We start from the raw sequence: 25,748 nt of genomic DNA, 5'->3' as shown, positions 1-25,748 counted from the left end.
ATGCTGCATCAACAGCAATGTTTACAACAAACACGCCCTAAAACGCATAAAGGTTAACCAACGCACACTCATAGGTTTCACCAATTCATTAACAGGTAAACCCCAATACCTGGATTGGTTGCACCTTTTTAGAATCGCTCCACTTTTCGCAGTAAAAAGCTTTTTCAGGGAGAGGTTTGCGGTTATGGCCACAACAACGATTGGCATCAAGGTCGATGAGTTAATGCGTGACAGGCTCAAGGCTGCAGCGCAGCAGCTTGGCTGCACTCCCCACTGGCTGCACAAACAGGCTCTACACAGCTATCTGGAGGCCATCGAGCAAGGCAAACCGCTGCCGGAATTACAGTACCTGGGCACAACCAATGCCATGGAATCGGTAGAACCTGAAACCATTTCCGAGGCTGCTGCACCTTACGCACCGTTTTACGCACTGGCACAGGATGTGCAGCCTCAAAGTGTTTTGCGTGCAGCCATCACAGCCGCATACCGCCGCCCTGAAACTGAATGTCTGCCGCTGCTGATTGCACCCGCCAGCAGCACTCAACCAGAGGGCGTGCAGACGTTGGCCACCCGTCTTGTGCACGCATTGCGTGCCAAACGCCACAAAAAAACCTCCGGAGTGGAAGCCCTCGTACAAGAGTACTCGCTGTCCAGTCAGGAAGGTGTGGCCTTGATGTGTCTGGCTGAAGCATTGCTACGCATTCCCGACCGTGCCACACGCGATGCACTGATTCGCGACAAAGTCAGCAAAGGTGACTGGAAGTCCCATACCGACTCTCCCTCCGTGTTTGTGAATGCAGCCACCTGGGGCCTGATGATCACGGGCAAGCTGGTTGGTGTACACAGCGAACAAAAGCTCAGCTCTGCCCTCACCCGTCTGATTGCACGCGGAGGAGAGCCCCTGATTCGACAGGGTGTGAATACGGCCATGCGCATGATGGGCGAGCAATTTGTCACCGGGCAAACCATTGGAGCCGCCCTGGCCAACAGCCGCAAACTGGAGGAAAAAGGCTTTCGCTACTCCTACGACATGCTGGGCGAGGCGGCCACCACGGAAGAAGATGCTCTGCGTTATCTGCAATCGTACGAGCAGGCCATCCATGCGATTGGCCAAGCCTCTCAAGGGCGTGGCATCTATGAAGGGCCCGGCATCTCCATCAAGCTCTCTGCCCTGCATCCACGATATAGCCGCGCCCAACGCGAACGTGTCATGAACGAGCTGTATCCCCGCCTGCTCAAGCTGGCGGAGCTGGCACGCCATTACGACATCGGACTGAATATCGATGCCGAAGAAGCCGATCGTCTGGAGATCTCGCTAGACCTGCTGGAGCAGCTGTGCTTTGCTCCCTCGCTGGCGGGATGGAATGGCATTGGCTTTGTCGTGCAAGCCTACCAGCGCCGCGCTTTCTTTGTGCTTGACTGGATCATTGATCTTGCGCGTCGCAGCCAGCATCGTCTGATGGTACGTCTGGTCAAAGGCGCTTACTGGGACAGCGAAATCAAGCGAGCGCAAGTGGATGGACTGGAAGACTTCCCAGTGTTCACGCGCAAGATACACACCGATGTGTCCTATCTGGCCTGCGCTCGAAAGCTACTGGGCGCACCCGAGGCCATCTTTCCGCAATTCGCCACTCACAACGCCCACACACTGGCCAGCATCTACCACATGGCGGGTAACAACTACTACCGCGGCCAATACGAATTTCAGTGCCTGCATGGCATGGGCGAAGGCCTGTATGAAGAGGTGGTGGGTGACACGGCCCACGGAAAGCTTGCTCGCCCCTGCCGCATTTACGCACCTGTGGGCACGCACGAAACCTTGCTTGCCTATCTGGTGCGTCGTTTGCTGGAAAACGGCGCCAACAGCTCGTTCGTGCACCAGATCGGTGACGAGAATCTTGATATTGCACAGCTTGTGGCAGACCCGGTGAAGACAGCACAGGCCCTCACACCACTTGGCCGCCCACATGACCGTATTCCGCGCCCTGCCGACCTGTATGCAGCTCAAGCACGCAGCAACTCTTTGGGTGTCGACCTGAGCAACGAACAGCGTCTGGCCTCTTTGTCTGCCGCCTTGCTCAGCAGTGTGGCGCCGCTGAATGCAGAGCCTGAGCAAGCCCTGCATTTGCCAGCGCAACCGGTAGTCAACCCAGCGCACAATGCGGACGTGCTCGGTGAAGTCCGCATGGCAGGTCCGGATGAAGTGGCCCAGGCCATGGCCCAGGCCCAGCACACCGCACCCATCTGGCAAGCCACCCCGGTCAGCGCCCGTGCACAAGCCTTGCAGCGCGCAGCCGATCTGATGCAGGCACAGCTGCAGCCATTGATGGGACTGCTGTGCCGCGAGGCCGGCAAAACCCTGCCCAACGCCATCTCCGAAGTGCGTGAAGCCATCGACTTTCTGCGTTACTACGCCCAGCAGGCAGAGCAACATCTGGACAATGACAGCCATCGCCCTCTGGGTGTAGTGGTATGCATCAGCCCATGGAACTTCCCGCTGGCCATTTTTACCGGCCAGATTGCGGCAGCACTGGCAGCCGGTAATGTGGTGATTGCCAAGCCAGCCGAACAAACCAATCTGATCGCTGCGCAGGCAGTGGCCATGCTGCACCATGCAGGCATCCCGACGCACGCTTTGCAAATGCTGCCCGGAGATGGCGAAACTGTAGGCGAAGCCCTGGTGGCGCACTCTGCCACCGATGCTGTGGTGTTCACCGGCTCTCATCCCGTGGCACAACATATTCACCGCACGCTGTCACAGCGTCTGGGCAGCCACGGCAAACCCGTGCCGCTGATTGCCGAAACGGGTGGCATCAACGCCATGGTGGTCGACTCCTCCGCGCTGTCCGAGCAGGTCGTGGGCGATGTACTGATGTCTGCCTATGACTCTGCAGGTCAGCGTTGCTCAGCCCTGCGCCTGCTGTGTCTGCAAGAAGACAGTGCCGACCATGTGCTGCACATGCTGCGCGGTGCCATGCAGGAGTTGCGTGTGGGCAATCCAGACCAGCTGGCCACTGATGTGGGCCCGGTGATTGATGCACAAGCCAAGGCTGATATAGAAGGCTACATCGACAGCATGCGCAGCCTCGGCCACCGAGTCACCCGCCTGGAGTTGCCAGCAGAATGCCGCCACGGATATTTCGTAGCCCCCACGCTGATTGAAGTCAACCAGGTACAAGACCTCAGCCGCGAGGTTTTTGGCCCGGTTCTGCACGTGCTGCGCTATGCCCGCAAAGATATGGATGCGCTGCTGGAACAGATCAACCAGCTGGGCTTTGGACTTACCTTTGGCGTACACACACGGCTGGATGAAACCGTGGCCCATGTCTCCCAGCGCATCCATGCAGGCAATATCTATGTGAACCGCAACATCGTGGGTGCCGTGGTCGGTGTGCAACCCTTTGGCGGCGAAGGCCTGTCCGGTACAGGCCCCAAAGCCGGAGGCCCGCTGTACCTGTTCCGCCTGCTTGCACAAGCGCCAGTGCTTCAGAGCATCCCTATCATCACTGCACGTGGCCCCCACACACTCACAGTCGCTGCGGGCGAACAAGTATTGCTGGATGGACCTACCGGCGAAACCAACCAATACGGACTGCAGCCACGCGGCCTGATCTGGTGCATGCCGCAATCCGAGGAAGGTTTGCAGGCGCAATGGCAGGCTTGCCAACACACCGGCAACACCATGGTGCTGCAAGACAGCCCTCATCTGCGCGAACTGGTAGCGCAGTGGCAACAACAGATGCCAGACAGCAAGCACGCCAGGCTGCAATGGGCTACGGAAGCAGCGCTCATACAACTTCCCTTGCAAGCCGCACTCGCTGAAAGCGACACTGATGCCCTGCTGCACCTGCAGCAGCAGCTCAGCGCACGCAGTGGTCCGCTGCTGCTGGTGCAAGGTCTCACGACCGAAGAAATCTGCAGCGGAGAACGCTACCGCCCCGAACGCTTGCTGCGTGAAGTCAGCATCAGTACCAACACCACAGCTGCAGGCGGCAACGCCAGCCTGATGATGGTGGGTTAAGCCCGCATTCCCCTAACCGGATAGCCTTTTTACAGTCCCTCTTTCACTTACCAACCAAGGAGCAACGCAGCATGACCTCTTCTCCATCCTTTAAGACCCTGGCCAGTACCGTGGCCCTTGCCTGCGCCTTTGGCGGCCTGATGAGTGCCGCCCACGCAGAAACCAACGTGCGACTGGGCTTTGCAGCGCCGCTGACCGGCCCTCAGGCTCACTACGGTGAAGACATGCGCAATGGCCTGACTCTGGCCCTGGAAGAGGCCAATGCCAAGGGCATCCAGCTGGATGGAGACAAGGCCAAGTTTGTCCTCGTCTCCAAAGATGATCAGGCAGATCCACGCACTGCGGTGCAGGTCGCGCAGCAAATCGCTGATGCCAAGGTCAACGGCATGCTGGGACACTTCAACTCGGGTACCACCATTCCTGCATCGCGTGTGTACAACGACGCAGGCATTCCCCAAATCGCCATGGCCACGTCACCTGAGTACACCCTGCAAGGCTATGACACCACTTTCCGCATGATGACCAGTGACACCCAGCAAGGTGCGGCCGTTGGCGTTTTCATGGTCAAGGATTTGAATGCCAAGAAGGTCGCGGTGATCGATGACCGCACGGCCTACGGCCAAGGTCTGGCCGACCAGGTGATTGCCGCCGTCAAGCGTGCAGGTGGCACAGTGGTAGCCCGCGAGTACACCACCGACAAAGCCAGCGACTTCACTGCCATTCTGACCAGCATCAAAGCCAAGGGCGCAGACGCCATCTTCTTTGGAGGCCTGGATGCGCAGTCCGGCCCCATGCGCCGCCAGATGCAAACACTGGGCATCACCCAGCCACTGGTCTCCGGTGAAATGACCCGCAGTGACACCTTCCTGAAGCTGGCCGGCGAAGCCGCCAATGGCACCTACGCCTCCCTGGCAGGCGTGCCTTTGAAAACCATGGCTCAAGGTGAAAAGTTTGCTGCCGCCTACAAGGCACGCTTCAAAGTAGAGCCCGGTGTATACGCCCCCTACGCCTATGACGGTGCCTGGAACATGATCACAGCCATGGAGCAAGCGGGCTCTGCCAAGAGTGATAAGTACCTGCCCAAACTGGCGGCACTCAAACGCAGCGGTGCCACCAGCGCCAACATTGCGTATGACAAGAAAGGCGACCTGAACGAAGTGGCTGTCACCATCTACACCGTCAAGGGCGGCAAGTGGGAAGAAGTCAAGACCATTGTTGATTCCGGCAAGTAAATGCCGCTCTGCCACAGCACTTTGAAAGCGCTGTGGCGGCTGCCCAGTCAGCCTCTTGTGGTGCCCGCCACCGCAATCTCTCGGACTTGCCACCCACAACAAGTCCACTTCTTTCCGACTGCCTACGCCGCAAGGGCGCGCCTGTCATGGATATTTTTCTGCAACAAATCATCAACGGCCTCACTGCCGGCAGCGTGTATGCGCTGGTGGCACTGGGCTACACCATGGTCTACGGCATCATCGGCCTGATCAACTTCGCCCATGGCGATGTTGTCATGGTCGGTGCAATGACTGCCACCAGCGTGGTGCTTGCACTGCTTGGTCACTTTGGTGATGTTTCCGTTTTCGTCGCACTGGGATCAGCGCTGCTGGTGTCGATTCCCGTGTGCATGGCCCTGGGCTGGACCGCTGAACGCATTGCCTATCGGCCTTTGCGGCGCGCCCCACGGCTGGCGGCCTTGATCACAGCCATTGGTGTGTCCATCATCATCCAGAACGTAGCCATGATGTTCTGGGGCCGCAACTACCTGAATTTTCCTCACATCATCGAGCCCACGGTGTTCCAACTCGGTGATGCGAGGCTGAGCATGCTGCAAATTGCCATCATGCTGGGCTCTGCCCTGATCATGGTCGCCTTGCTTCTGCTGGTACATAAAACCCGCCTTGGCATGGCCATGCGCGCCACAGCCCAAAACCGTGAAGTGGCAGGGCTGATGGGTGTGAACATCAACACCGTCATCTCCGCTGCATTCCTGATTGGCTCTGCCCTGGCGGCCATTGCAGGCGTGATGATCACCAGCTACTACGGCGTGGCGCAATACACCATGGGCTTCATGCTGGGTCTTAAAGCTTTCACTGCCGCCGTTCTGGGAGGTATTGGCAACCTGGGTGGTGCCATGCTGGGTGGCTTGCTGCTGGGTCTTATTGAAGCCCTCGGCTCCGGTTACGTCGGCAACCTCACCAACGGCGTGTTTGGCAGCCACTATCAAGACGTATTCAGCTTCATCGTGCTGGTAGTGGTATTGATTTTCCGGCCTTCCGGCCTCTTGGGTGAACGTTCGGGAGACCGCGCATGAGTCACACGCTTTCAACATCCAAAGACCGTACGCCAGCCAAAGTCTGGCTGGGTGCTTTTGCCATTGGCGCCGTGCTGCTGGTGCTGCCTTTTTTGCTCGGAGCCACCGCAGGGCAAGGCTGGATTCGCATTCTGAACTTTGCACTGCTATATGTCATGCTGGCGCTGGGCCTGAACATTGTGGTGGGCTTTGCCGGTCTGCTTGACCTGGGCTATATCGCGTTCTATGCGGTTGGCGCCTACGCCTGGGCGTTGCTGGCATCGCCACACTTTGACCTGCACCTGCCATTCTGGATCGTGCTGCCTATTGGCGTGGCACTGGCCGCCATGGCGGGCATAGCGCTGGGTTTTCCGGTACTCAAATTGCGGGGAGACTATCTGGCTATCGTGACGCTGGGGTTTGGTGAAATCATTCGCATCTTCATGAACAACCTGGATGCACCGGTCAACATCACCAACGGCCCACAGGGTATCAACCGCATCGACACCTTCAGAATCGGTGAATGGGCACTGGGCAAACCCGAAACCATTTTGGGCTTTCGCATCACCGGGCCTGAGAAGTACTACTACCTGCTGATGGCGCTGGTGATTGTCATCATCTTCGTGTGCATCCGCCTGCAGAACTCCCGCGTGGGGCGCGCCTGGGAGGCTGTACGTGAAGACGAAGTGGCCGCCAAGGCCATGGGCATCAACACACGCAACATCAAACTCATGGCCTTTGGCATGGGCGCCAGTTTTGGTGGTGTGGCCGGCTGCCTGTTTGCCTCAATGCAAGGTTTTGTCAGTCCCGAAAGCTTTGGTTTGAGCGAATCCATTGCCATCTTGTGCATGGTGGTGCTGGGCGGCATGGGCCATGTGCCCGGTGTGGTGGCAGGAGCACTGCTGCTTTCCATCTTCCCTGAAGTACTGCGCAACGTGGTAGTCCCTGTGCAGCAAACCTTGTTTGGCGACGTGCTCGTCGATCCCGATGCCATTCGCATGCTGCTGTTTGGCATTGCGCTGGTGGCAGTGATGATCTTCCGCCCCGAAGGCCTGTGGCCTTCCAAGGTGCGCAAACGTGAACTTAACCGTGGCAAGGAGCAACAAGCATGAGCGCAGCGCCATCCACCACACCCTCCCGCGAGCCTTTGCTCATTGCTCAGGGATTGAGCAAGCGCTTTGGCGGTCTGCAAGCCCTCAAGGATGTGAGTTTTGAAATCCGCAAAGGCGAGATCTTTGGCCTCATCGGACCCAACGGTGCAGGCAAAACCACGCTGTTCAATGTGATGACAGCGCTGTACATCCCAGAGTCCGGTAGCTGCAATTTTCAAGGCGTCGAACTGACCCGGCTCAAACCGCACCAGATTGCCGAAAAAGGCTTGGCGCGCACTTTCCAGAACATCCGCCTTTTTTCGGCACTCACCGCGCTGGAGAACGTGATGATCGGGCAGCACTTGCGCACCAAGGCAGGCCTTTGGGGTGCCGTGGTACGCAACAAAGCCACACGTGAGGAAGAAGCACGCACTGAAGCGCGTGCGCTGCAATTGCTGGATTATGTTGGCATCAGCCATGTCGCCAACGAAGTGGCATCGTCCTTGTCATACGGTGACCAGCGCCGCCTGGAAATTGCCCGAGCGCTGGCAACAAGCCCCGCCTTGCTGGCACTGGATGAGCCCGCTGCAGGCATGAATCCATCCGAGACCGTGGTGCTACGCGCGCTGATTGAAAAAATCCGTGATGACGGCATCACCGTGCTGCTGATTGAGCACGACATGAAACTGGTCATGAATATGTGCGACCGCGTGCTGGTGCTCGAATATGGTCAGGTTCTGTCATATGGTCAACCGCACGAGGTGCAGCATGACCCCCGCGTCATTGAAGCATATCTGGGCAAGGGCGCAGCCCAGGACCCACTCCTACATCCAGAGTTAGCCACTCCCCACAAGCAAGAGGATCGCCATGATTGAAGCAAAGGCCTCCACCCCGATGCTGGAGATTCGCGGCATGGACGTGGCCTACGGTGGCATTCGAGCCGTGCGTCACCTGAATTTGCACGTCAACCCTGGTGAACTGGTTGCCCTGATCGGTGCCAACGGCGCCGGAAAAAGCACCACGCTGCGTGCCATTTGCGGACTGGTGCCACTAGCGGCAGGCAGCATTCACTACAAAGGTCAAAACCTGGCCGGCCAAGCGGTTCACTCCATGGTGCGCCAGGGATTGGTGATGGTGCCAGAGGGGCGCGGCATCTTCCCGCAATTGACCATTGAAGAAAACCTGCACATGGGGGCCTACAGCCGCAGTGACAAGGCAGCCATTGCCCAAGAAGTTGAGCAGGTTTACACGCGCTTCCCACGCTTGGCCGAACGCCGCAAGCAAACAGCGGGCACTCTGTCCGGTGGTGAGCAGCAAATGTTGGCCATGGGCCGTGCCATCCTCTCCAAGCCACAATTGCTGCTGCTTGACGAACCTACCATGGGCCTGGCCCCCATCATGGTGGACAAGATCTTTGAGGTGATTGAAGACATCTCCAAGCAAGGCGTGACCATTTTGCTGATTGAGCAAAACGCCCGCTTGGCCCTTGAAGCAAGCCAGCGCGGCTATGTTCTGGAGTCGGGTGAGCTGACCCTGGAAGGCCCAGGCCACGACCTGTTGCACGACCCCAAAGTGCGCGCAGCCTACCTGGGGGAATAAGCCCTCCTGGCTCCTTCCAAAGGCTTCCATCCGGGAGCCTTTTTTGTTGCCACCGCAGCCCTTCATTCACTGCGCTTTGCGCTGTGGCATCCATCGCCCAAGCACCTTGTGCTACAAGCGTTTGATACTACGACGGGAGCAAGCAATGAAAACGCTTCAACTGACTTTGGTAATGGCGCTGGGCATGCTCAGCCAGCCTTCCATGGCCATGTACCAATGCACCGCGAGCAATGGCCGTGTTAGTTATCAAGACACGCCATGTGTGGGAGATGGCGTCAAAGAAAATCGTCTGGAGATCAAAAGCCCCGCTCCTGCAACACCACCGCAGCACAACCCAAACGAAGCCTCAGCCCTGCCTTCAGCCCCCACGGAAACCCAGCGCTTGCGTGCGCAATCCGATCGGCTGAGCAAAGAGCGGCGCCTGCACGAACTGGTTGAACTGCATATTCCTGGCGCCCAGGCTCGCATACGTGCTGCCGCCAACAATTGCGACGCGCGGTTGAAGGCGGTGCGCAAACAAAAAAATCTAGCGCAAGACAACTTGGCTGGTGCCACTTGGGAGCAATCCATCAGCACCGAAATGCAAGCCATTGCCACACAGTGTGCCACTGAGCAAACACGCTTTCAGACGGAACTCGATCGCCTGCTCAACGAGCAGCGTGACCTGGAAAAAGATCTGAAACAAGAGGACAACACATGATGTGATTGCCCGGCACTCCCCACCACCGGGTGGCCCTGGCTGCAAACGTACCGCAGGGACACATGGCGTACTACTTTCAGGGCATGAAAGACCTGCTGCAGAAAGCCTTCTTCAAGCTGGCCGACACCATGTAGGAACAGCTCAAAGCCACCATGAAAGCCGCATACAGCAAGGAGCAAGCGTGCCAAATTCTTATTGATTGGGCCTGCAACGATTTATGGACGTCGAAGCGCAACCTGGTGCCAGTATTTGAGCTCTCTGCATTTGCCACACGCGAGGCCGACATGCCTCCTTGCTGCAGCATTGGACGGACGTGAGTGGAGGCTGTCTCAGCCATTATTTTGGTATCACGACTACAAGAATTCCGGATGCTTTGATGGACGGGATCACAATGCATAACACCGTCAGCAAGAACCACAACAGCCGCGAAATAGTGACAGCATTTATCAATAAAAAATCAGTGTCTGAAACCCGGCCACATTACCAAACAAGTTTTAAAAAAGGCTTCCTGATAGAAGCCATTTTCCATTCTCAACGACCTTATCGCAGCAACTTGCGAATACGCAAAGCCGCAAAAATCTGCAGTGCCCCGTAGATCAGTGCTCCCACACCAATCCAGACAACCGCCAAAATCAGTCCTGCCAACGGAGCGAACAGCATCAAAGCACCCAGCAGCACAGCCACAACGCCACTGAGAATCAGCAGCCACTCATTGTCAATATCCTTGCGGATACGCACGGCCAGCACAATGCGCAACACCCCGGCAATGACCAGCCAAATGGCCATGACCATTACAAAAGATGTGGCCATGGAAACCGGATTGATCACCGCCAGTACACCGAACACAAGAGAAATCGCAGCGTACAAGAGCATCCAGCCCAAGGAGACTGGAGCATCCTTCTTGAAAGCTGCCAGCAGCGTGAAAACTCCTTCGACAATCGCCAATATACCGATAGCCCAAGTCATGCTGGCGCCCATCTGCACGGGATCAAACATACAAAACAAGCCGAACAGCACCGCCACAATGCCGAACAGCAAAATCAGCCACCAGCTGCGGCCCACGGTGTTGGGGAAAATAGGTTGGTTCATGCTTACACCTCCAGTGCAGTGTGTTTGTCTAAGCCCCATTATTGGCAACAAACAATATGTGTCAAAGGCTTGGCAGAGCAAACCAAGCTGGGAAACGCTGCAGGCAACGATGTCGGAAAACACTCTTTACATGAGCCAAACTGCATCTCATAGGCAGGCGAGCTAGAAAAATCCTCCCCAAAATGGATGAGGCAATTCGCTTGAGATTCTCTTGGCTCAGCATGTTTTTGATATTGAAAGAGTATCAGAAAGAGTTTTTTTAATATTGGACTGATTAGAGAGCGTCCATCTAAAGTGATCCTGCATCACACATTTCACAGACAAAAACCGTGAAATACCAAGAGGAATCTCTATGTCAATCCGCACACAAAAGCGCAGCAAGTACTTCACATCTTTGTATCTTTTGAGCTGCAAAAAACAATATTCAATGGAACAGGTGTTTTCTTTGTGAAAACGTACTCAATGCTTCCTTTGCACGGGACCGTTGTTGTGGATTTATCCACCGTGGTATTTGGACCATTGGCAAGCCAGATTCTGGCGGACTATGGCGCAACAGTCATCAAAGTAGAAATGCCTGCAGGAGACTCCACGCGGCATACCGGCCCCACGCTCGAAGATGGCATGGCGGCAATGTTTTTAGGTTGTAACCGCAGCAAGCACAGTGTGGTGCTAGACCTCAAGCAAGCGGCTGCACGTCAGGCACTCCAGCAACTGGTGGCAAGTGCGGACGTTTTCATGCACAGCATGCGCCCACTGAAACTGGCCAAGCTGGAGATTGATCCGCAGACGCTCCATGCTCGTCATCCACGCCTTGTGTACGCGGGTCTGCATGGCTTCTCCCAAGATGGGCCTTATGCTGGCCGACCTGCATATGACGACGTGATCCAGGGAATGTCAGGAGTTGCTGACCTGATGTTGCAGCAAACAGGTGAAGCACGTTACTTACCAATGGTGGCTGCAGACAAATCATGTGGTCATGTAGCTGCACATGCAATCTTGGCAGCGCTGCTGCGACGCGAGCGTACCGGGCAAGGTGGGTTTGTTGAAATCCCCATGTTTGAGTCCATGGTGGCCTTTAACCTGGTTGAGCATATGTACGGTCAGCATTTCGTGCCCGCACGCTCCTCCACTGGTTACCCAAGAGTCATGGCTGCTTCGCGCAGACCTTACGCAACTGCAGATGGTCATGTCGCGTTGATGCCATATACCGATCAGCATTGGCAACGCTTTTTTGCAGAGGTGGGGCAACCGGAGCTTGCTCAAGACACACGTTTTTCCACCATGGCACAGCGCACCATTCACATTGGAGAGTTGCTGTCTTTGGCGGCTGAGTTCATCCGAGAAAAGACGTCGGCACATTGGCTGGAGACTTGTGAGCGGCTTGAAATACCTGCTGCCCCCATTGCACGTCTGGATGAGTTGCAGACAGACATTCATCTACAGGCCACAGGATTTTTCCAAACCGTGCAAGACCCCTCCATGGGAGAAATACGCTTGCCCGGTGTGCCTGTGCGCTTTGATGGGCAGCGCCCACCCGTCAGCATGCCACCCCGACTAGGCCAACACACCATTGAGCTTCTGCAGCAATGTGGCCTCGCAGATGCACATATCCAAGCCTTGCTAGCAAGTGGGGCAGCCGTGCAAAGCGATACGCATTGCCTTGATAAGGGAACGAATGAAAAACGGAATCAACATGATGCCTCAAGCTGAATTTGCCAAATCACCATCAGCCGCTATGCAGCGCCTCGGTCAAGGCTTTTTCTGGCAGGACCTGCAAATTGGGCAATGTTTTCAGACCTTCAGCCGCACAGTGACAGAAGCAGATCTCGTGAATTTCATTGGGGTCACCGGCATGCTAGAGGCCATCTTTATCGAAGAAGGTTTTGAAGGTGCGGCTATGTCAGGCCGTCCCGTACCAGGAGCGCTGACGTACAGCCTGATTGAAGGACTGATATTGCAGTCCATGATTCAAGGGACGGGATTAGCCATGCTCGAGCTGCAACAAAAAATATTCGCTCCTGTTGTTGTTGGTGACACCGTTAAAGCGGTTGTGGAAGTTACGGACATTCGCCCCACTTCGCGCAGTGGTCGTGCCGTCGTCGACTCACGTATCGATGTATGGAATCAGAGAAAGGTCTTGGTCATGAGCTATGCCGCAAAACGCCTTCTGGCAGGCCGTGATGAAGGGAGCTAATACCATTTTTTCCTTAGCTGGTATCAGCTGACATGCCAATTAATACTTAATCAAGGAGACAAGCATGTTGCAAATTTCTACTAAAACCTTCGTATTTCATAAACTGCAAGCAAATAAATGCGAGAAACGCAAGCTCGCTAAATTAGCTACCGCTGTGGTCATTGGCTGTGCATTACTTCCAATACCAACGTTGGCACAGAGCACGTGGCCCAGTGCCAAACCAATTACTATGGTTGTTCCTTTCCCGCCTGGTGGACCTACTGATATTGTGGCCCGCTTGTTAGCTCAGCATATGTCTCAGCAACTAGGACAAAGCATTGTTATAGACAACAAACCTGGCGCTAACGGCAATATCGGAAGCAGCTACGTTGCGAAGGCGGCAGCAGATGGTTACACGATTCTCTACAACACCTCCTCCATTGCACTGAGTCCGGCCTTATACAAAAAATTAACCTACGATTTGAATAAAGAGCTAACTCCCGTAGCGTTGACAGCTGTGGTGCCATTGGCGCTTGTCACACACAAGGATGTACCAGCCAAGAATGTCAAAGAATTCTTTGCTTACGCAAAGGCAAACGCAGACAAGCTGTCATATGGATCTGCTGGAAATGGCAACGTCACGCATCTCGCAGCATTTCAGATGCTCAATGCTTTGGGGATTGAGGCAACCCACGCTCCTTTCCGTGGTAGTGCTCCTGCTGATTTGGCTTTGGTTGGAGGACAAGTCACCTTCTTGACTGACACCATCAACACAGTCATCCCATTCATCAAAGACAAGCGGATGAATTTGTTGGCGGTAACCACACCTCAGCGCATGAGCTTGTTTCCTGACGTTCCAACAATGGCTGAATCCGGCCTACCTGGATTTGAAGCTGGTGCATGGCAAGGCATGCTGTTGCCAGCAGGCACACCCAAGGAAATAGTTCAAAAAATCAATTTCTCCGTGAACAAGGCTCTTAAGGATCCTCAGGTTTTGGAAAAATTGGCCCAACAGGGCACAGAGGCTTTAGGTTCAACACCTGAAGCATATGGTACTTACCTGCAAAAAGAGCTCAAACGATGGCAAGAAGTTGTAAAAGCAACCGGCCTTAGCCTTGATTGAATTGACAGGCTCTTAACAAACACCATCTGCTAGTTAATAAATCCAATATTGAATTTATAAAATTCAAGGATTGATAGTTAATTAATATTTAAGTAATAAAAGAAGCCGCTATATCAGCGGCTTCTTTTATTTTCATTTTTATTTAACTATTAAAAATAGAATCTGGGTTGTGCAAACCGAATCCAGGAGTTTGCCCGCTTGTGGATCGCTCTACACGGAGATACTTGGCTTCAAACTGGAATACCTACCAAATCGTGACCCTGCACCGCAAGAATGCGCACGCTGATCAAATCGCCGGTTTTGTAGGTCTTGCTGGCCTTTTCTGGTGGCTGAATATGCACCACGCCATCAATCTCTGGCGCATCAGCATAGGTCCGGCCAACACCGCCCTTTTTGCCCAATCCGACAGACTTGTCGACCAGCACTTTCATGACCTGGCCCACGCGACGCTGCAAGCGCTTGGTGGAGACTTCTTCAGCCACTTCCATAAAGCGCGCACGGCGTGCCTCACGCACGTCTTCGGGCAGCATGCCCGGCAGCTCATTCGCCGTTGCACCTTCCACAGGGCTATAGGCAAAGCAGCCTGCACGGTCGATTTCGGCTTCGCGGATGAAGTCCAGCAGGTGCTCAAACTCTTCTTCGGTTTCGCCAGGGAAGCCTGCGATGAATGTGGAGCGGATCACCAGCTCAGGGCAGATCTTGCGCCATTCGCGGATGCGGTCCAGATTCTTCTCTCCAGATGCGGGGCGCTTCATGCGCTTGAGTACTTCGGGATGGCTATGCTGCAGCGGCACATCCAGATACGGCAATATCTTGCCTTCTGCCATCAATGGCAACACATTGTCCACCGTGGGATAGGGATAGACGTAGTGCAAACGCACCCAGGCACCGTGTTGCTGAGCCAGCTTGCCCAGCTCATCAGCCAACTCCAGCATGCGCGTCTTGACGGGCTTTCCATCCCAGAAACCTGTGCGGTATTTGACGTCTACTCCGTAGGCAGAGGTGTCCTGGCTAATCACCAGCAACTCTTTCACACCACCTTCAAACAGCGCCTTGGCTTCCTTGAGCACATCACCAATCGGGCGCGAAACCAGGTCGCCACGCATGGAGGGGATGATGCAGAACGTGCAACGGTGGTTGCAGCCTTCAGAAATTTTCAGGTACGCATAGTGCTTGGGCGTCAGCTTGATACCTGCATCGCCAAAACTGCCTGGCACTAAATCCAAGAAAGGATCATGTGGCTTGGGCAAGTGAGTGTGCACTGCATCCATTACTTCTTGCGTGGCATGCGGACCAGTGACTGCCAACACACTGGGATGTACTTCCGCCACCATGGAGGCCCCGCCCTCTTTGCCAGCCTTGGCACCCAGGCAACCCGTCACAATCACCTTGCCGTTGGTGGCCAGTGCCTCACCAATGGTGTCCAGGCTTTCCTTGACTGCATCGTCAATAAATCCGCAGGTGTTGACGATCACCAGATCTGCACCTTCGAAGGTCTTGGAAGTCTGGTAACCCTCGGCACTCAGCTGCGTGAGGATCAGTTCAGAGTCAGTCAGTGCCTTGGGGCAGCCCAGAGACACAAAGCCCACCTTGGGGGCGCTGTTTTCGGTTGTCATTGTGTGAATACGTGTGGGGATTGCGCCAGCTGCGCATGACCGCGCGCAGAGGTGAAGCACTCTGGTCGGCGAAATCAATCAGCGATTTTAGCGAGTCGCCTTTTTTCATGCCCAATGCACGCTGCAAAACCAAGCTTAAGCCATTTGCAAACGTAAAAACGGGCGCTAAGGCCCGTCATTTTTCGGAATTGCCAAGTTCAGCGTTTGATACCGAACATACCCATCATCTGCTCGGTTTGCTTTTGCATCTGCTCCTGCATCTTTTGCAATTGTTCGGTATAGCCCGCAGGCATCAGTGGGTTGGGCATCTGCATCATCTTGGCCCAGGCATCCACACCGCCCTGCTCCGCCATTTTGGATTGAAAGTCGGTGAACATCTGCACATTCTTTTCAATGAAGCTGCCCATATGTCCTTGCATGGTGTGACCGTAAAAGCGAATGATGTTGGCCAGCATGGCCTCTGTAAACATAGGGGCACCACCAGCTTCTTCTTCCAGAATGATCTGCAGGAAGATAGAACGAGTGAGGTCATCGCCAGTCTTGGCATCCTTGACCACAATGTTCTCGCGATCCATAACCAGCTGCTTCACCTCTGACAATGTGATGTAGGTGGAGGTGGCCGTGTCATACAAGCGGCGGTTGGGGTATTTTTTGATGACACGCTGGTTGCTGGTCGTAGCGGACGATGTGTTTTCTTGTGCGCTCATCGGCAAATTCTCGTGGCAGAGCCTGAAAGGGATGTGATCAGTATAGAGACCATTGTAGAAAAGTGTTTTCTTGCCGCAGCGCAGCATTAACCCTAGCCGGCGGCATCCTCGGCCCCTATAAAAAATAAGCGCTTACTCAGGCCTCATGACAAGCAGCTTTGAGCTATTAGTTCTTTCCTTTTCTGTTGGATTACAAGGAAGGGACAAGGTCGCCAGATAGCTGACAGCCAAGCGAGACCTCTTCACACAGACCTAGGTTCAACATTAGCTCACTGTTGAGTCACTAATTTTGCTCAAACGCACAAATGCATACGCTCACTGGACTTTCACAATGGCATTGTTCGACAAGAACACTTGGTACATTCTCAAACACCTGCACCACAATATTGCAGCACAAGCTGCTGTGCGCATTGAAAATGGAGAGCGCCTGCTGCCGATGGCGTACTTGGTCAGTCCATCACCCAGCGAGGATGCTCAGGCACGCATGCATGTAGCCGAAGTGGCCGCAGACTTCATTTCAGAATTGATGCACCAAGCAGCAGGCAACAAACTGCTGCTCAAGTACCTGACTGATGCTTTGCATGAAGGCTCTGCAATTCAACGCCAAATTGACCGAGAGCACCGTATCCAGCCCCGCTACACCATCTGTGTGCAGGAGGCATTGCTACCCAATGCTGACAGCCAGGCTGCGCCGCGCTCAGCATTGATGGTGTTGCTCAATGGAAAGAATTTCACGCTGCCCATCTTTCATCTCATCGGCGTGCGCCTGGGCGGTCAGCGTATCTGCCAGTTACGCAGCTTTCCAGAAATGGAAGAAATTGAAGCCGCGCAACATATCCTGCAAACACGCATGCCCCACGACAGCACGCTCCACTAAGGCTGCGCACAAGCACGCACCAAGGTGTCACCAACTGCTTCTGACAAAAATCAAACGACGCAGCAAGAAAACATATCGCACGTCTGTGACAGCCCAGCGCTTACAGACGATTCCACGAAGTGGATGCACACTAGCTACTCACACGCTCATCGACTTGATCTTTCACTTGAAAAACTAGGCGCCCCTCATTTTTACAAATACCAGTGGTATCAACGTATCACGCACTAGATGGAAAGGTGATGTTCCAAAGGAGGCTTGAATGGCATCGTTTATCCCCCCAAAGAAGACGCCACAGGTTCCGCAGCAGAACTGGCCGCTTCAACTCGGCCAGCCACTGACGGAACCCAAGTACAGCCAACAGCAAAGCAAATGCAACAAGCGGCAAATTGGCTCCGAGCCCAAGCCATCACCCAATGAGCAAATGCATTAGTGCGCTGCAGATGTGTAACGTGGCTATCGGTGCTTGGGGCGCAACACATTGTGCTTGCGCCAGCTAAACCTCCCGTAACTCATCACCGTCGTTGGCTGCATCTTGAAAGCGCAGGCCCGCTTCCAAGCCAGTAGGCATTCCTGGGGGCGGTGAGGTGAACACCAATTGAGCGCCATGCTTGTCAGCAATGGTTTTCACAATCGACATCCCCAAACCGTAGCCAATGTGCTGAGTGTCCAAGCGTGCATGTCTTTGCTGAATCAGCTGAATTTGCTTGGCACTCAACCCAGCACCACTGTCTCTCACCACCAAGGCGGCCTGGGGTGCTGCAAGCACTTCCAGCGTCACCCACCCATCGCTGTGGCGCAATGCGTTGTCAATCAGGTTGCGCAGCACGATGGCAAGGCTGTCGATATCCCCCCACACCCAGACGGCATCATGTGCATCGGGCGTAATGAGATCCAGGCGTTTTTGTGCTTGGTTTTGCTGCCAAAAAGTCTGTGCTACTTGCGCTGCCAGCTCTACCAGATTCACACGCGCAAAGTGTGCGCGGTCACCGCCTTCTGCGCGCGATAGCTGCAGCAAACGCTCGGTGCGGTGGCTCAAAATTTCCAGTGACTGCAAAGCCGCTTTTACTTCTGCCAAAGGGACTGCAGCTTCCTGAGTCTGCGTGGTACTGCCGTCATGCTGCTGTGCTTGCTCCACTGCGGTATGCAGGCGCAAGCGTACCTCGGCCAGCGGGGTGCGCAGCTCGTGGGCCGCATTGGATGCCAGCGAACGCTCGACGTTGAGCGCTTCGCTTAGACGTTCCAGCAGTTGGTTGACGCCCTCGCCTACAGTACGCAACTCCTGCGGCATGGCATGCACCTCCAAAGCTTGCAAGTTACGCCCATTGCGCGCACTGATCTGTTTTTGCAGATCTCCCACAAAGCGCAATTCACGACGCGCAACGGCCGTAATCAGCCAGGCCATCACAGGCAGCATGACAAGCAGCACTATCACCAGCCCCGTGACCGTACGCTGGCTGGTTTCGCTACGCTCCTCCAGTGGATCTGCCAGCTGCAGCCACACCTGATACTGCTCGTCATACAGGCTGAACACCCTGAAGTCCGGGGTGTCATAAAAACCAGCTTTCAGTGGCACAGCAAAGGGCGAAGCTGGCGTAGCTTGCGTTCTGAGCAACACCTGCCCATCACGATGACGCAGCTGCAAAAGCAGAGGTTCGGAATGATTAGACCCGGGCAGCTCACCCATGACTTGCGGATCACCACCTGTCAGTGGCTGCAGCGCAGCCGCTGCGCTGTGCGGAGGCTGAATGATCTGCAGCTCCAGCAAGGCTGGATAAAGCTGGCGGTGCGCACTTTCAATCAACTCCACATCAAAGTTGTCCTGAATTTGCCGGTCCACATACCAGGCCACAAGCGCTGTGCTCAACAACCAGACAGCCAGGACTGCCGTGATCAGGGAGCGCGCCAGGCGCTGCACAAGGCTTTGGGAAGCTTTATTCACTCGTGTCATTGCGCCACCAGGCGATAGCCTGTTCCACGTACTGTCTCAATCAATGCACTGCCCAGCTTGCGACGCAAGCGACTGATAAAGACCTCCAGCGTGTTGCTGTCACTGCTTTCATCCCATTGGTACAGGGCTTCCTGCAATCTTTCACGCGTAAATATTTGCCCCGGTCGGCTGGCCAGCACCCGCAGCAAGGCCCACTCCTTGGGTGTCAGCACCACAGGCAGCATCCCTTTGCGCACCGACTCCCGAGCCAGATCAATGGCGATGTCTGCACTGTGCAGCACCGAAGAGCGCTGCGCGCCCTTTCGACGTTCCACCGCACGTAAACGTGCCAGCAACTCTTCCGGGTCATAGGGCTTGACCAGATAGTCGTCAGCTCCAGCATCCAGCCCGCGTATGCGATCGCTGACCTGATCGCGCGCAGTCACCACAATCACCGTCGGGCGATCCTCGGCACTACGGGAGCTTGCGCTGAGCGCAGGCAGCAAATTCAATCCTTCACCATCAGGCAGGTTCAAATCCAAAAGCACCGCTGCGTAATGCATGGTGGATACAAAAGCGCGAGCTTGCTCCAGGCTCTGCGCCCAATCCACACTGAACTGCTTGCTCTTGAGATAGCCCAAAACGGCTTGCCCCAAAGGCAGATCATCTTCCACCAACAAAATGCGCACTTTCAGCCTCCACACCTGTGAAGATTGCAGTGTAGAGGTGACCGACTTTTCGCTCCAAGCTGAACAGTAGCTGAACCGATGCTTCAGGGGATATTCAGACCCGATTTCTACAGTGCGGCCATGTCTGAATTGTCTTCTTCCCAAGCGCTGCGCAATGCACCAGCTTCAGCTGCTGAACGTGCACCATTACTACCCTTTGCCCAACGCCCCATGGCTGCCCGCTGGGTGGCACTGCTTTTGGCGCTGTGGTGTACCTTGGGCCTGAACCAGGCCTGGTGGCACAAGTTGTCAACGCTGGCCAACGAACAGGCACTCACGCCTTTTCAAACGTTGCTGACTGCGCTGGCGCTTACGTCTGCCAGCTACCTGTGGTTCATGCTGCTATCGTGGCCCAGGCTGCGTCGCCCGGGTTGGAGCTTGACGCTGGTGACAGCTGCCGCCGTGCAATATTTCATGCTGCACTACGGCATCGTCATGGACAGCAGCATGGTGCGCAACACATTGCAAACCAATACCAGCGAGGGTTTGGCATTGATCAGCGGCGGCTTGCTACTGCACATCGCTCTATATGCCGGGCTTCCGATTGCTGCGCTCTACGCTGGCCTGCGCATTGCACCGACTGTTTGGAAACGTGATCTATGGCGTTCTGGATGCATGGTGCTGTCCAGCATTGGCGTGCTGGTGGGCGCAGGCCTGCTGCTGTACAAACCAATGGCTCCCCTGATTCGCAACCACACCGAGATTCGCTACCTCATCAACCCGCTGGCCACCATCGTGTCGTTCAGCGATGTCACACTCAAGCCATTGTTCAAGCACAAGCGGCCCTTCCAGCGCATCAGTGATGACGCCACTCTGGGCAGCAGCTACCGCGCAGCCAGCATCCTGCACGCATCCACGGCAGCAAGCGGGCACAAACCGCCGCTGCTGGTACTGATTGTGGGCGAAACCACCCGCGCCGACCACTTCGGTCTGAATGGCTACCCCCGCAACACCACGCCTGAGCTGGAAGCACGCCACGTCATCAACTGGCGCAATGTGCACTCCTGCGGCACCAATACGCTGGCATCTGTGCCTTGCATGTTTTCACACCTTGGAAAAAAAGGTTTCGAATCGCGCAAATTTGAATACGAAAATTTGCTGGATGTGCTGCACAAGGCAGGTCTGAGCGTGGACTGGCTGGACAACCAGGCTGGCTGTAAAGAGGTGTGCAACCGCATCTCTCATGCGCAAGCCGACAAAGTGGCCAGCCAGACTGCCTTGCAGCGCTGGTGCAAAGACGGAGAATGCCTGGATCAACTCATGGTCGAGTTGCTTGGTGACCGATTGAAAACAGCCAACATCAATGGCAAGCAACAAGGCACTGTGCTGGTGCTCCACCAGATGGGTAGCCACGGCCCGGCCTATTACCGCCGCTCTTCGCCACAAAGCAAGCACTTCCAGCCCGAATGCACTACCCACGTCACCTCAGACTGCAGCCGCAGTCAGCTGGTGAATGTGTATGACAACAGCATGGTGGAAACAGACCTGTTCGTGGCACGCACCATTGACTGGCTGAAGGCCCGGCAGGATCAGTATGATGTGGGGCTGATTTACCTGGCGGACCACGGAGAATCATTGGGTGAAAACGGACTGTATCTGCACGGTCTGCCCTATGTGATTGCCCCTGAGGCGCAAAAGCATGTGCCCTGGCTCATGTGGCCCGGATCCTTGCTGGCACGCACAGCGGTTCAGGAAGCGTGTGTGCGCAATCACCTTGATCAGGCGCTAAGCCACGACAATTTCTATCACACCGTGTTGGGTTTGCTGGATGTGCGCAGCAGCAGCTACAACGCAGCACTGGACGTATTGCAAGGCTGCAGAATAGCCACAATGGCCCAAGCCAGTTAAGACCTCCGATTCCATGAGTTCCACCGATCCCCGCACACCTTCGAACACGTCCCCGACGCAGCAAGCTGCAGACAGGGACGTCAATCCGCAAAAGCATCGCACCGGTCTTTCCCGCCTGTGGCACGCCACCACCTATTCGCTGCAAGGCCTGCAAGCAGCCTGGTACGAGAAAGCCTTCCGACAAGAGGTTTGCCTGGCCGCAGTCTTGCTACCTACAGCCTACTGGCTCGGAAACACATGGCTTGAAGTATTTGCACTCATGGCCACCGTGGTGCTGATCTTGATTGTGGAGTTGCTCAACTCGGGCATAGAAGCGGCCATTGATCGCGTAGGCCTGGAGCGCCACCCCTTATCCAAAAAGGCCAAGGATTTCGGCAGCGCGGCGGTCTTTCTGGCATTGCTGCTGTGCGCCGGGACCTGGAGTGCAGCCTTGTTGGCTCGCTGGAACTAAGCCCCGTTGCCGCTCCTTGCCGATTCAAGTCTGATCGTGAAAGGCAAGGCGTAGCAAGAGCGTACCCAGAATGCGTGATGGCAAGTCTTGAGAGCCGCTAAACAATGCGGCCAATCACCTGACCGGCTTGCAGCATGGCCCCTGTTTCAAGCACACACTCCATGCGCCCGCCATGCTGCGCCGTAATGGGCATTTCCATCTTCATGGATTCCATCACTGCCACCACATCGCCTTCATGCACAGTGTCTCCCGTGGCAACTTTCCATGCAATCAGGCTGCCTGCCATGGGGGCCAGTACATCACCGCTTTGTGCTGCTTCTCGAACCTCTGACGCTGGAGAAGCATTCATTGCAGACATGCCTTGCCACAAGGCAGTGGGTAACCCCAGACGCACGCGCTTGCCATCAATTTCAATGTAGCTGCGCTGCAGCTGCACTGCGGCTGGCTCATCAGGCCGCTGTGTGGGCAACCAGCTTTGCTGCATTTCTGTTTCGATCCAGCGGGTGTGCACTTGAAAGCCCTGCTCGGCTGTGAACGCTGCATCACGCACCACCGCACGATGGAAGGGCAGAACAGAGGCCACACCTTCAACCTCAAACTCTGCCAAGGCACGCTGAGCACGCGCCAGCGCCTGCTCACGGCTGGCACCAGTGACGATAAGCTTGGCCATCATGGAGTCATAGCTGCCTGGGATGGTGCTACCTGCCACGACGCCGGTATCTACACGTACACCAGGACCGCTGGGCATATCAAAGCGCTGGATGTGGCCTGGCGTCGGCAAATAGCCGCGTCCCGGGTCCTCTGCATTGATGCGAAACTCAATGCTGTGACCACGGGGGACAGGCGTTTCAGTGAAAGACAGCGGCAAACCGTCTGCAATGCGCAATTGCTCCAGCACCAGATCCACGCCTGCGGTCTCTTCGGTCACCGGGTGCTCCACCTGCAGCCGCGTATTGACCTCCAGGAAAGAAATCTGACCACTGCGGCTGAGCAGAAATTCCACCGTCCCCGCACTCACATAACCCGCGGCGGCACAGATGGCATGCGCAGCATCATGAATGCTCTGGCGCTGTGCATCACTCAAAAACGGGGCTGGCGCCTCTTCCACCAGCTTCTGGTTGCGCCGCTGCAAGGAGCAGTCACGGGTTCCCACAACGACAACTTGGCCGTGCTGGTCTGCCAGCACCTGTGCCTCGATATGCCGCGGACGATCCAGGAACTGCTCCAGAAAACACTCACCACGGCCAAATGCTGCCGTGGCTTCGCGCACCGCCGAGTCATACAGCTCGGCCACCTCTTCCATTTTCCAGGCCACCTTCAGGCCTCGCCCACCACCGCCAAACGCAGCCTTGATCGCTACTGGCAAGCCATGCTGTTTGGCAAATGCAACGACCTCATCTGCGCTTTGCACGGGCTCTGCTGTGCCAGCCACCAAAGGCGCTCCTGCTTGCAGCGCAATCTTGCGCGCTGCCACCTTGTCACCCAGGGCCTGGATGGTTTCTGGACGGGGGCCAACCCAAACCAGCCCAGCATCGATCACTGCCTGCGCAAATTCGGCACGCTCAGACAAAAAACCATACCCCGGATGCACGGCATCAGCCCCTGCCTTGCGTGCAATGTCCAGCAGTTTGTCCATATCCAGATAGGTCTCGGCCGGGCGCACACCGTGCAAGGCCCAGGCCTCGTCGGCCACGCGTACATGCAAGGCATCGGCATCAGGGTCGGCATACACGGCGACGGAGGCCACGCCATAGTCCTTACAGGCACGCGCAATGCGTACAGCAATTTCTCCCCGGTTGGCAATCAGTACCTTGCGAATCATCTTTCTTCCTTCTTTTTGGCTCTCAGCATTGAGGGCCTTGCACGGTGTTGAGCTTGTGACTCAACGCTGCTCAACAAACGGTGCCATCACGTTAAAGCGAATGCGGCAACCCACCGGTATCTGTGCCGCCAGCCCCAAGTGGTAGCCAGCTACGGCAGCCACCACGGGGTAGCCTCCAGTCAAAGGGTGGTCTGCCAAAAACAGAACGGGTTGGCCATTGATAGGCACTTGAATGGCCCCGGCCACGGTCCCTTCACTGGGCAGCTCATCGCGACGCGCACGCTCTAAAGGCTTGGTGCCTTCCAGTCGCACTCCCACGCGATTGCTTTGCGGCGTTACCAGCCATTCCTGCGTGACAAAGCTCTCCAGCGCTGCCGGCGTAAACCAATCTGTGCGCGGCCCCAGAACCACATCCAGCTCCACCAACTCACCGGCACGCGGTAAATTGGCACGGGGCTGACTGTCCAGCACCACTGCCCCTAACTGTGTGGCTGCCACCGCTGCACCCACCGCAATCCGCTGACCAGATTGCAGCGGCTGCGGACCCACCTGCGCCAGCGTGTCGGTGGACGTGCTGCCCAGTACGGGCTGTACTTCCCAGCCACCTCGCACGGCGATGTAGCTGCGCGCACCTGCAGTGGGTGCATGCAGTTGCAACACATCGCCATCATTCAATGCAATGGGCACATGCGTCGCCACATCCCACACGGCACCGTTTGCACTGTGGAGCGATAGCGTGGCTTGAGCACCTGTCACCGCAACCGTGGTAGCGCCATGGCTGCGCATACGTAGCAGACCAAGCACGTTCTCCAGCACGGATGTGTCTGGCGGATTACCCACCACCCGATTGGCCTCATGCATGGCCGCCACATCGAGCGCGCCCGACGATGAAATGCCCAGCCCTGCCATACCCTTGCGGCCTTCGTCTTGCACCAGCGTCTGCAGGCCTACCGACAAAAAAGAGATGCTGGTGGATGCAGGTGACTGCGACGCTGCTGTTGTTGTTTGCGATTGTTCTTGGGTTGAAGCTTTCGCTGGCAAAAGCACCTGCACGGCATGGCGCGCAGCGTCCACAAACTGCACCCTAAAGCCTGGCTGCACCAAGGCGGGCTCCGCACGCTGCAAATCCCACATGGGCACTTCAGTCGTTCCCAGCAACTGCCACCCACCCGGGCTGGCACTGGGGTATACGGCACTGAAATTGCCGCCCAGAGCCACGGAACCAGCAGGCACTTTGGTGCGCGGTGACTGGCGGCGCGGCACGTGAAAATTGGCCCCACCTGACAGGTACACAAAGCCCGGAGCAAATCCTGCAAACGCCGCATCGTAAGGCTGCGCGGTATGCCGTTCAATCACTTGTGCAACCGTGATGCCGAGCAGTTCGGCCACATCAGGCAAGTCCTCGCCGTTGTAGTGCACCGGGATTTCCACCAAGCGCCCCAGGGACTGCTGCGCACCTTGCTGCAGCTCAGACTCTGCAGCCTGCGTTCGCAGCAGCGCCACCAGACTGGCTGTGCTGATCACATGGGGCTCGTAGTGCACGAGCAGGGTTCGCGCTGCGGGCACCAGCTCGCTCACACCCGGTAACTGCTGTGCAGACATGTGGCGGTACAAGGCCATGGTCTGCGCCAAATCATCCAGCTCCAGCAGCAATGCCTTGTCGCTTGCGGGCAAAAAACGCATGCCTAG

The 25,748-nt window shown here is 56.0% G+C and carries 22 protein-coding genes; 15 read left to right on the top strand and 7 right to left on the bottom strand.

The features are described 5' to 3' along the window. Positions 1-184: 184 nt before the first annotated feature. From putA to QEP11_RS18135, 8 genes are all read left to right on the top strand, one after another. Positions 185-4,021: a trifunctional transcriptional regulator/proline dehydrogenase/L-glutamate gamma-semialdehyde dehydrogenase gene (gene putA, locus QEP11_RS18170; protein WP_284338051.1), complete on the top strand. Its 3,837-nt coding sequence runs from the start codon at positions 185-187 to the stop codon at positions 4,019-4,021. A gap of 71 nt (positions 4,022-4,092) precedes the next feature. Further along, complete coding sequence (locus QEP11_RS18165; protein WP_284338050.1) at positions 4,093-5,253, top strand: branched-chain amino acid ABC transporter substrate-binding protein; 1,161 nt, start codon at positions 4,093-4,095, stop codon at positions 5,251-5,253. Positions 5,254-5,399: 146 nt separating this feature from the next. Continuing rightward, positions 5,400-6,329: a branched-chain amino acid ABC transporter permease gene (locus tag QEP11_RS18160; RefSeq protein ID WP_284338049.1), complete on the top strand. Its 930-nt coding sequence runs from the start codon at positions 5,400-5,402 to the stop codon at positions 6,327-6,329. Further along, the gene (locus QEP11_RS18155) at positions 6,326-7,420 is read left to right on the top strand and encodes an ABC transporter permease subunit (protein ID WP_284338048.1); all 1,095 of its coding nucleotides are present in this window, start codon (positions 6,326-6,328) and stop codon (positions 7,418-7,420) included. The genes QEP11_RS18160 and QEP11_RS18155 overlap by 4 nt, the downstream gene beginning before the upstream one ends. After that, on the top strand, positions 7,417-8,274 hold the full coding sequence (locus tag QEP11_RS18150; protein ID WP_284338047.1) for an ABC transporter ATP-binding protein: 858 nt from the start codon (positions 7,417-7,419) through the stop codon (positions 8,272-8,274). Before QEP11_RS18155 ends, QEP11_RS18150 begins: the two co-directional genes overlap by 4 nt. Next, complete coding sequence (locus QEP11_RS18145) at positions 8,267-8,998, top strand: ABC transporter ATP-binding protein (protein WP_284338046.1); 732 nt, start codon at positions 8,267-8,269, stop codon at positions 8,996-8,998. The genes QEP11_RS18150 and QEP11_RS18145 overlap by 8 nt, the downstream gene beginning before the upstream one ends. Before the next feature lie 145 nt (positions 8,999-9,143). Beyond that, positions 9,144-9,698 carry a DUF4124 domain-containing protein gene (locus QEP11_RS18140; RefSeq protein WP_284338045.1) on the top strand — a complete coding sequence of 185 codons (555 nt, stop codon included), beginning with the start codon at positions 9,144-9,146 and terminating at the stop codon, positions 9,696-9,698. A 5-nt stretch (positions 9,699-9,703) separates the two neighbouring features. After that, positions 9,704-9,832, top strand: a complete 129-nt coding sequence (locus QEP11_RS18135) for a hypothetical protein (protein WP_284338044.1) — start codon at positions 9,704-9,706, stop codon at positions 9,830-9,832. Between the two features lie 406 nt (positions 9,833-10,238). Here QEP11_RS18135 and QEP11_RS18130 read toward each other — a convergent pair whose 3' ends face one another. Then, positions 10,239-10,787, bottom strand: a complete 549-nt coding sequence (locus tag QEP11_RS18130) for an HdeD family acid-resistance protein (RefSeq protein WP_284338043.1) — start codon at positions 10,785-10,787, stop codon at positions 10,239-10,241. 462 nt (positions 10,788-11,249) lie between these two features. Here QEP11_RS18130 and QEP11_RS18125 point away from each other — a divergent pair, with 462 nt between their 5' ends. The 3 genes from QEP11_RS18125 (at position 11,250) to QEP11_RS18115 (ending at position 14,083) form a co-directional block, all read left to right on the top strand. Then, positions 11,250-12,497 (top strand): CaiB/BaiF CoA transferase family protein, encoded by a 1,248-nt coding sequence (locus tag QEP11_RS18125; RefSeq protein ID WP_284338093.1) that lies wholly within the window; start codon positions 11,250-11,252, stop codon positions 12,495-12,497. Beyond that, the gene (locus QEP11_RS18120) at positions 12,484-12,981 is read left to right on the top strand and encodes a MaoC family dehydratase (RefSeq protein WP_284338092.1); all 498 of its coding nucleotides are present in this window, start codon (positions 12,484-12,486) and stop codon (positions 12,979-12,981) included. Before QEP11_RS18125 ends, QEP11_RS18120 begins: the two co-directional genes overlap by 14 nt. A 64-nt stretch (positions 12,982-13,045) precedes the next feature. Further along, positions 13,046-14,083, top strand: a complete 1,038-nt coding sequence (locus tag QEP11_RS18115; protein ID WP_284338042.1) for a Bug family tripartite tricarboxylate transporter substrate binding protein — start codon at positions 13,046-13,048, stop codon at positions 14,081-14,083. A gap of 230 nt (positions 14,084-14,313) precedes the next feature. Here QEP11_RS18115 and rimO read toward each other — a convergent pair whose 3' ends face one another. Together rimO and phaR are read right to left on the bottom strand one after the other, a co-directional pair. After that, on the bottom strand, positions 14,314-15,699 hold the full coding sequence (rimO, locus tag QEP11_RS18110; protein ID WP_284338041.1) for a 30S ribosomal protein S12 methylthiotransferase RimO: 1,386 nt from the start codon (positions 15,697-15,699) through the stop codon (positions 14,314-14,316). A 197-nt stretch (positions 15,700-15,896) separates the two neighbouring features. Further along, the gene (gene phaR, locus QEP11_RS18105; RefSeq protein ID WP_284338040.1) at positions 15,897-16,406 is read right to left on the bottom strand and encodes a polyhydroxyalkanoate synthesis repressor PhaR; all 510 of its coding nucleotides are present in this window, start codon (positions 16,404-16,406) and stop codon (positions 15,897-15,899) included. Positions 16,407-16,737: 331 nt separating this feature from the next. Here phaR and QEP11_RS18100 point away from each other — a divergent pair, with 331 nt between their 5' ends. Then, positions 16,738-17,283, top strand: a complete 546-nt coding sequence (locus tag QEP11_RS18100; protein WP_284338039.1) for a hypothetical protein — start codon at positions 16,738-16,740, stop codon at positions 17,281-17,283. Between the two features lie 259 nt (positions 17,284-17,542). Next, the gene (locus QEP11_RS18095; RefSeq protein ID WP_284338038.1) at positions 17,543-17,713 is read left to right on the top strand and encodes a hypothetical protein; all 171 of its coding nucleotides are present in this window, start codon (positions 17,543-17,545) and stop codon (positions 17,711-17,713) included. A 63-nt stretch (positions 17,714-17,776) separates the two neighbouring features. Here QEP11_RS18095 and QEP11_RS18090 read toward each other — a convergent pair whose 3' ends face one another. Beyond that, positions 17,777-19,222, bottom strand: coding sequence for a sensor histidine kinase (locus QEP11_RS18090; RefSeq protein ID WP_284338037.1), 1,446 nt, complete (start codon positions 19,220-19,222; stop codon positions 17,777-17,779). A 5-nt stretch (positions 19,223-19,227) separates the two neighbouring features. Next, positions 19,228-19,899, bottom strand: coding sequence for a winged helix-turn-helix domain-containing protein (locus QEP11_RS18085; RefSeq protein ID WP_284338036.1), 672 nt, complete (start codon positions 19,897-19,899; stop codon positions 19,228-19,230). A 120-nt stretch (positions 19,900-20,019) separates the two neighbouring features. Between QEP11_RS18085 and QEP11_RS18080 the strand changes: the two genes are divergently transcribed. Together QEP11_RS18080 and QEP11_RS18075 are read left to right on the top strand one after the other, a co-directional pair. Beyond that, positions 20,020-21,786, top strand: coding sequence for a phosphoethanolamine transferase (locus QEP11_RS18080; RefSeq protein ID WP_284338035.1), 1,767 nt, complete (start codon positions 20,020-20,022; stop codon positions 21,784-21,786). A gap of 13 nt (positions 21,787-21,799) precedes the next feature. Continuing rightward, the gene (locus tag QEP11_RS18075) at positions 21,800-22,237 is read left to right on the top strand and encodes a diacylglycerol kinase (protein WP_284338034.1); all 438 of its coding nucleotides are present in this window, start codon (positions 21,800-21,802) and stop codon (positions 22,235-22,237) included. Between the two features lie 97 nt (positions 22,238-22,334). Here QEP11_RS18075 and QEP11_RS18070 read toward each other — a convergent pair whose 3' ends face one another. After that, the gene (locus QEP11_RS18070; protein WP_413788754.1) at positions 22,335-24,056 is read right to left on the bottom strand and encodes an acetyl/propionyl/methylcrotonyl-CoA carboxylase subunit alpha; all 1,722 of its coding nucleotides are present in this window, start codon (positions 24,054-24,056) and stop codon (positions 22,335-22,337) included. 63 nt (positions 24,057-24,119) lie between these two features. Continuing rightward, the gene (locus QEP11_RS18065) at positions 24,120-25,742 is read right to left on the bottom strand and encodes a 5-oxoprolinase subunit B/C family protein (protein WP_284338032.1); all 1,623 of its coding nucleotides are present in this window, start codon (positions 25,740-25,742) and stop codon (positions 24,120-24,122) included. Positions 25,743-25,748 lie beyond the last annotated feature (6 nt).

Source organism: Comamonas halotolerans, from assembly GCF_030162935.1.
GTDB classification, from domain to species: Bacteria; Pseudomonadota; Gammaproteobacteria; order Burkholderiales; family Burkholderiaceae_C; genus Comamonas; species Comamonas halotolerans.
Note: the sequence above shows the minus strand (reverse complement) of the source record. Positions and strands in the feature narration are given on the sequence as shown.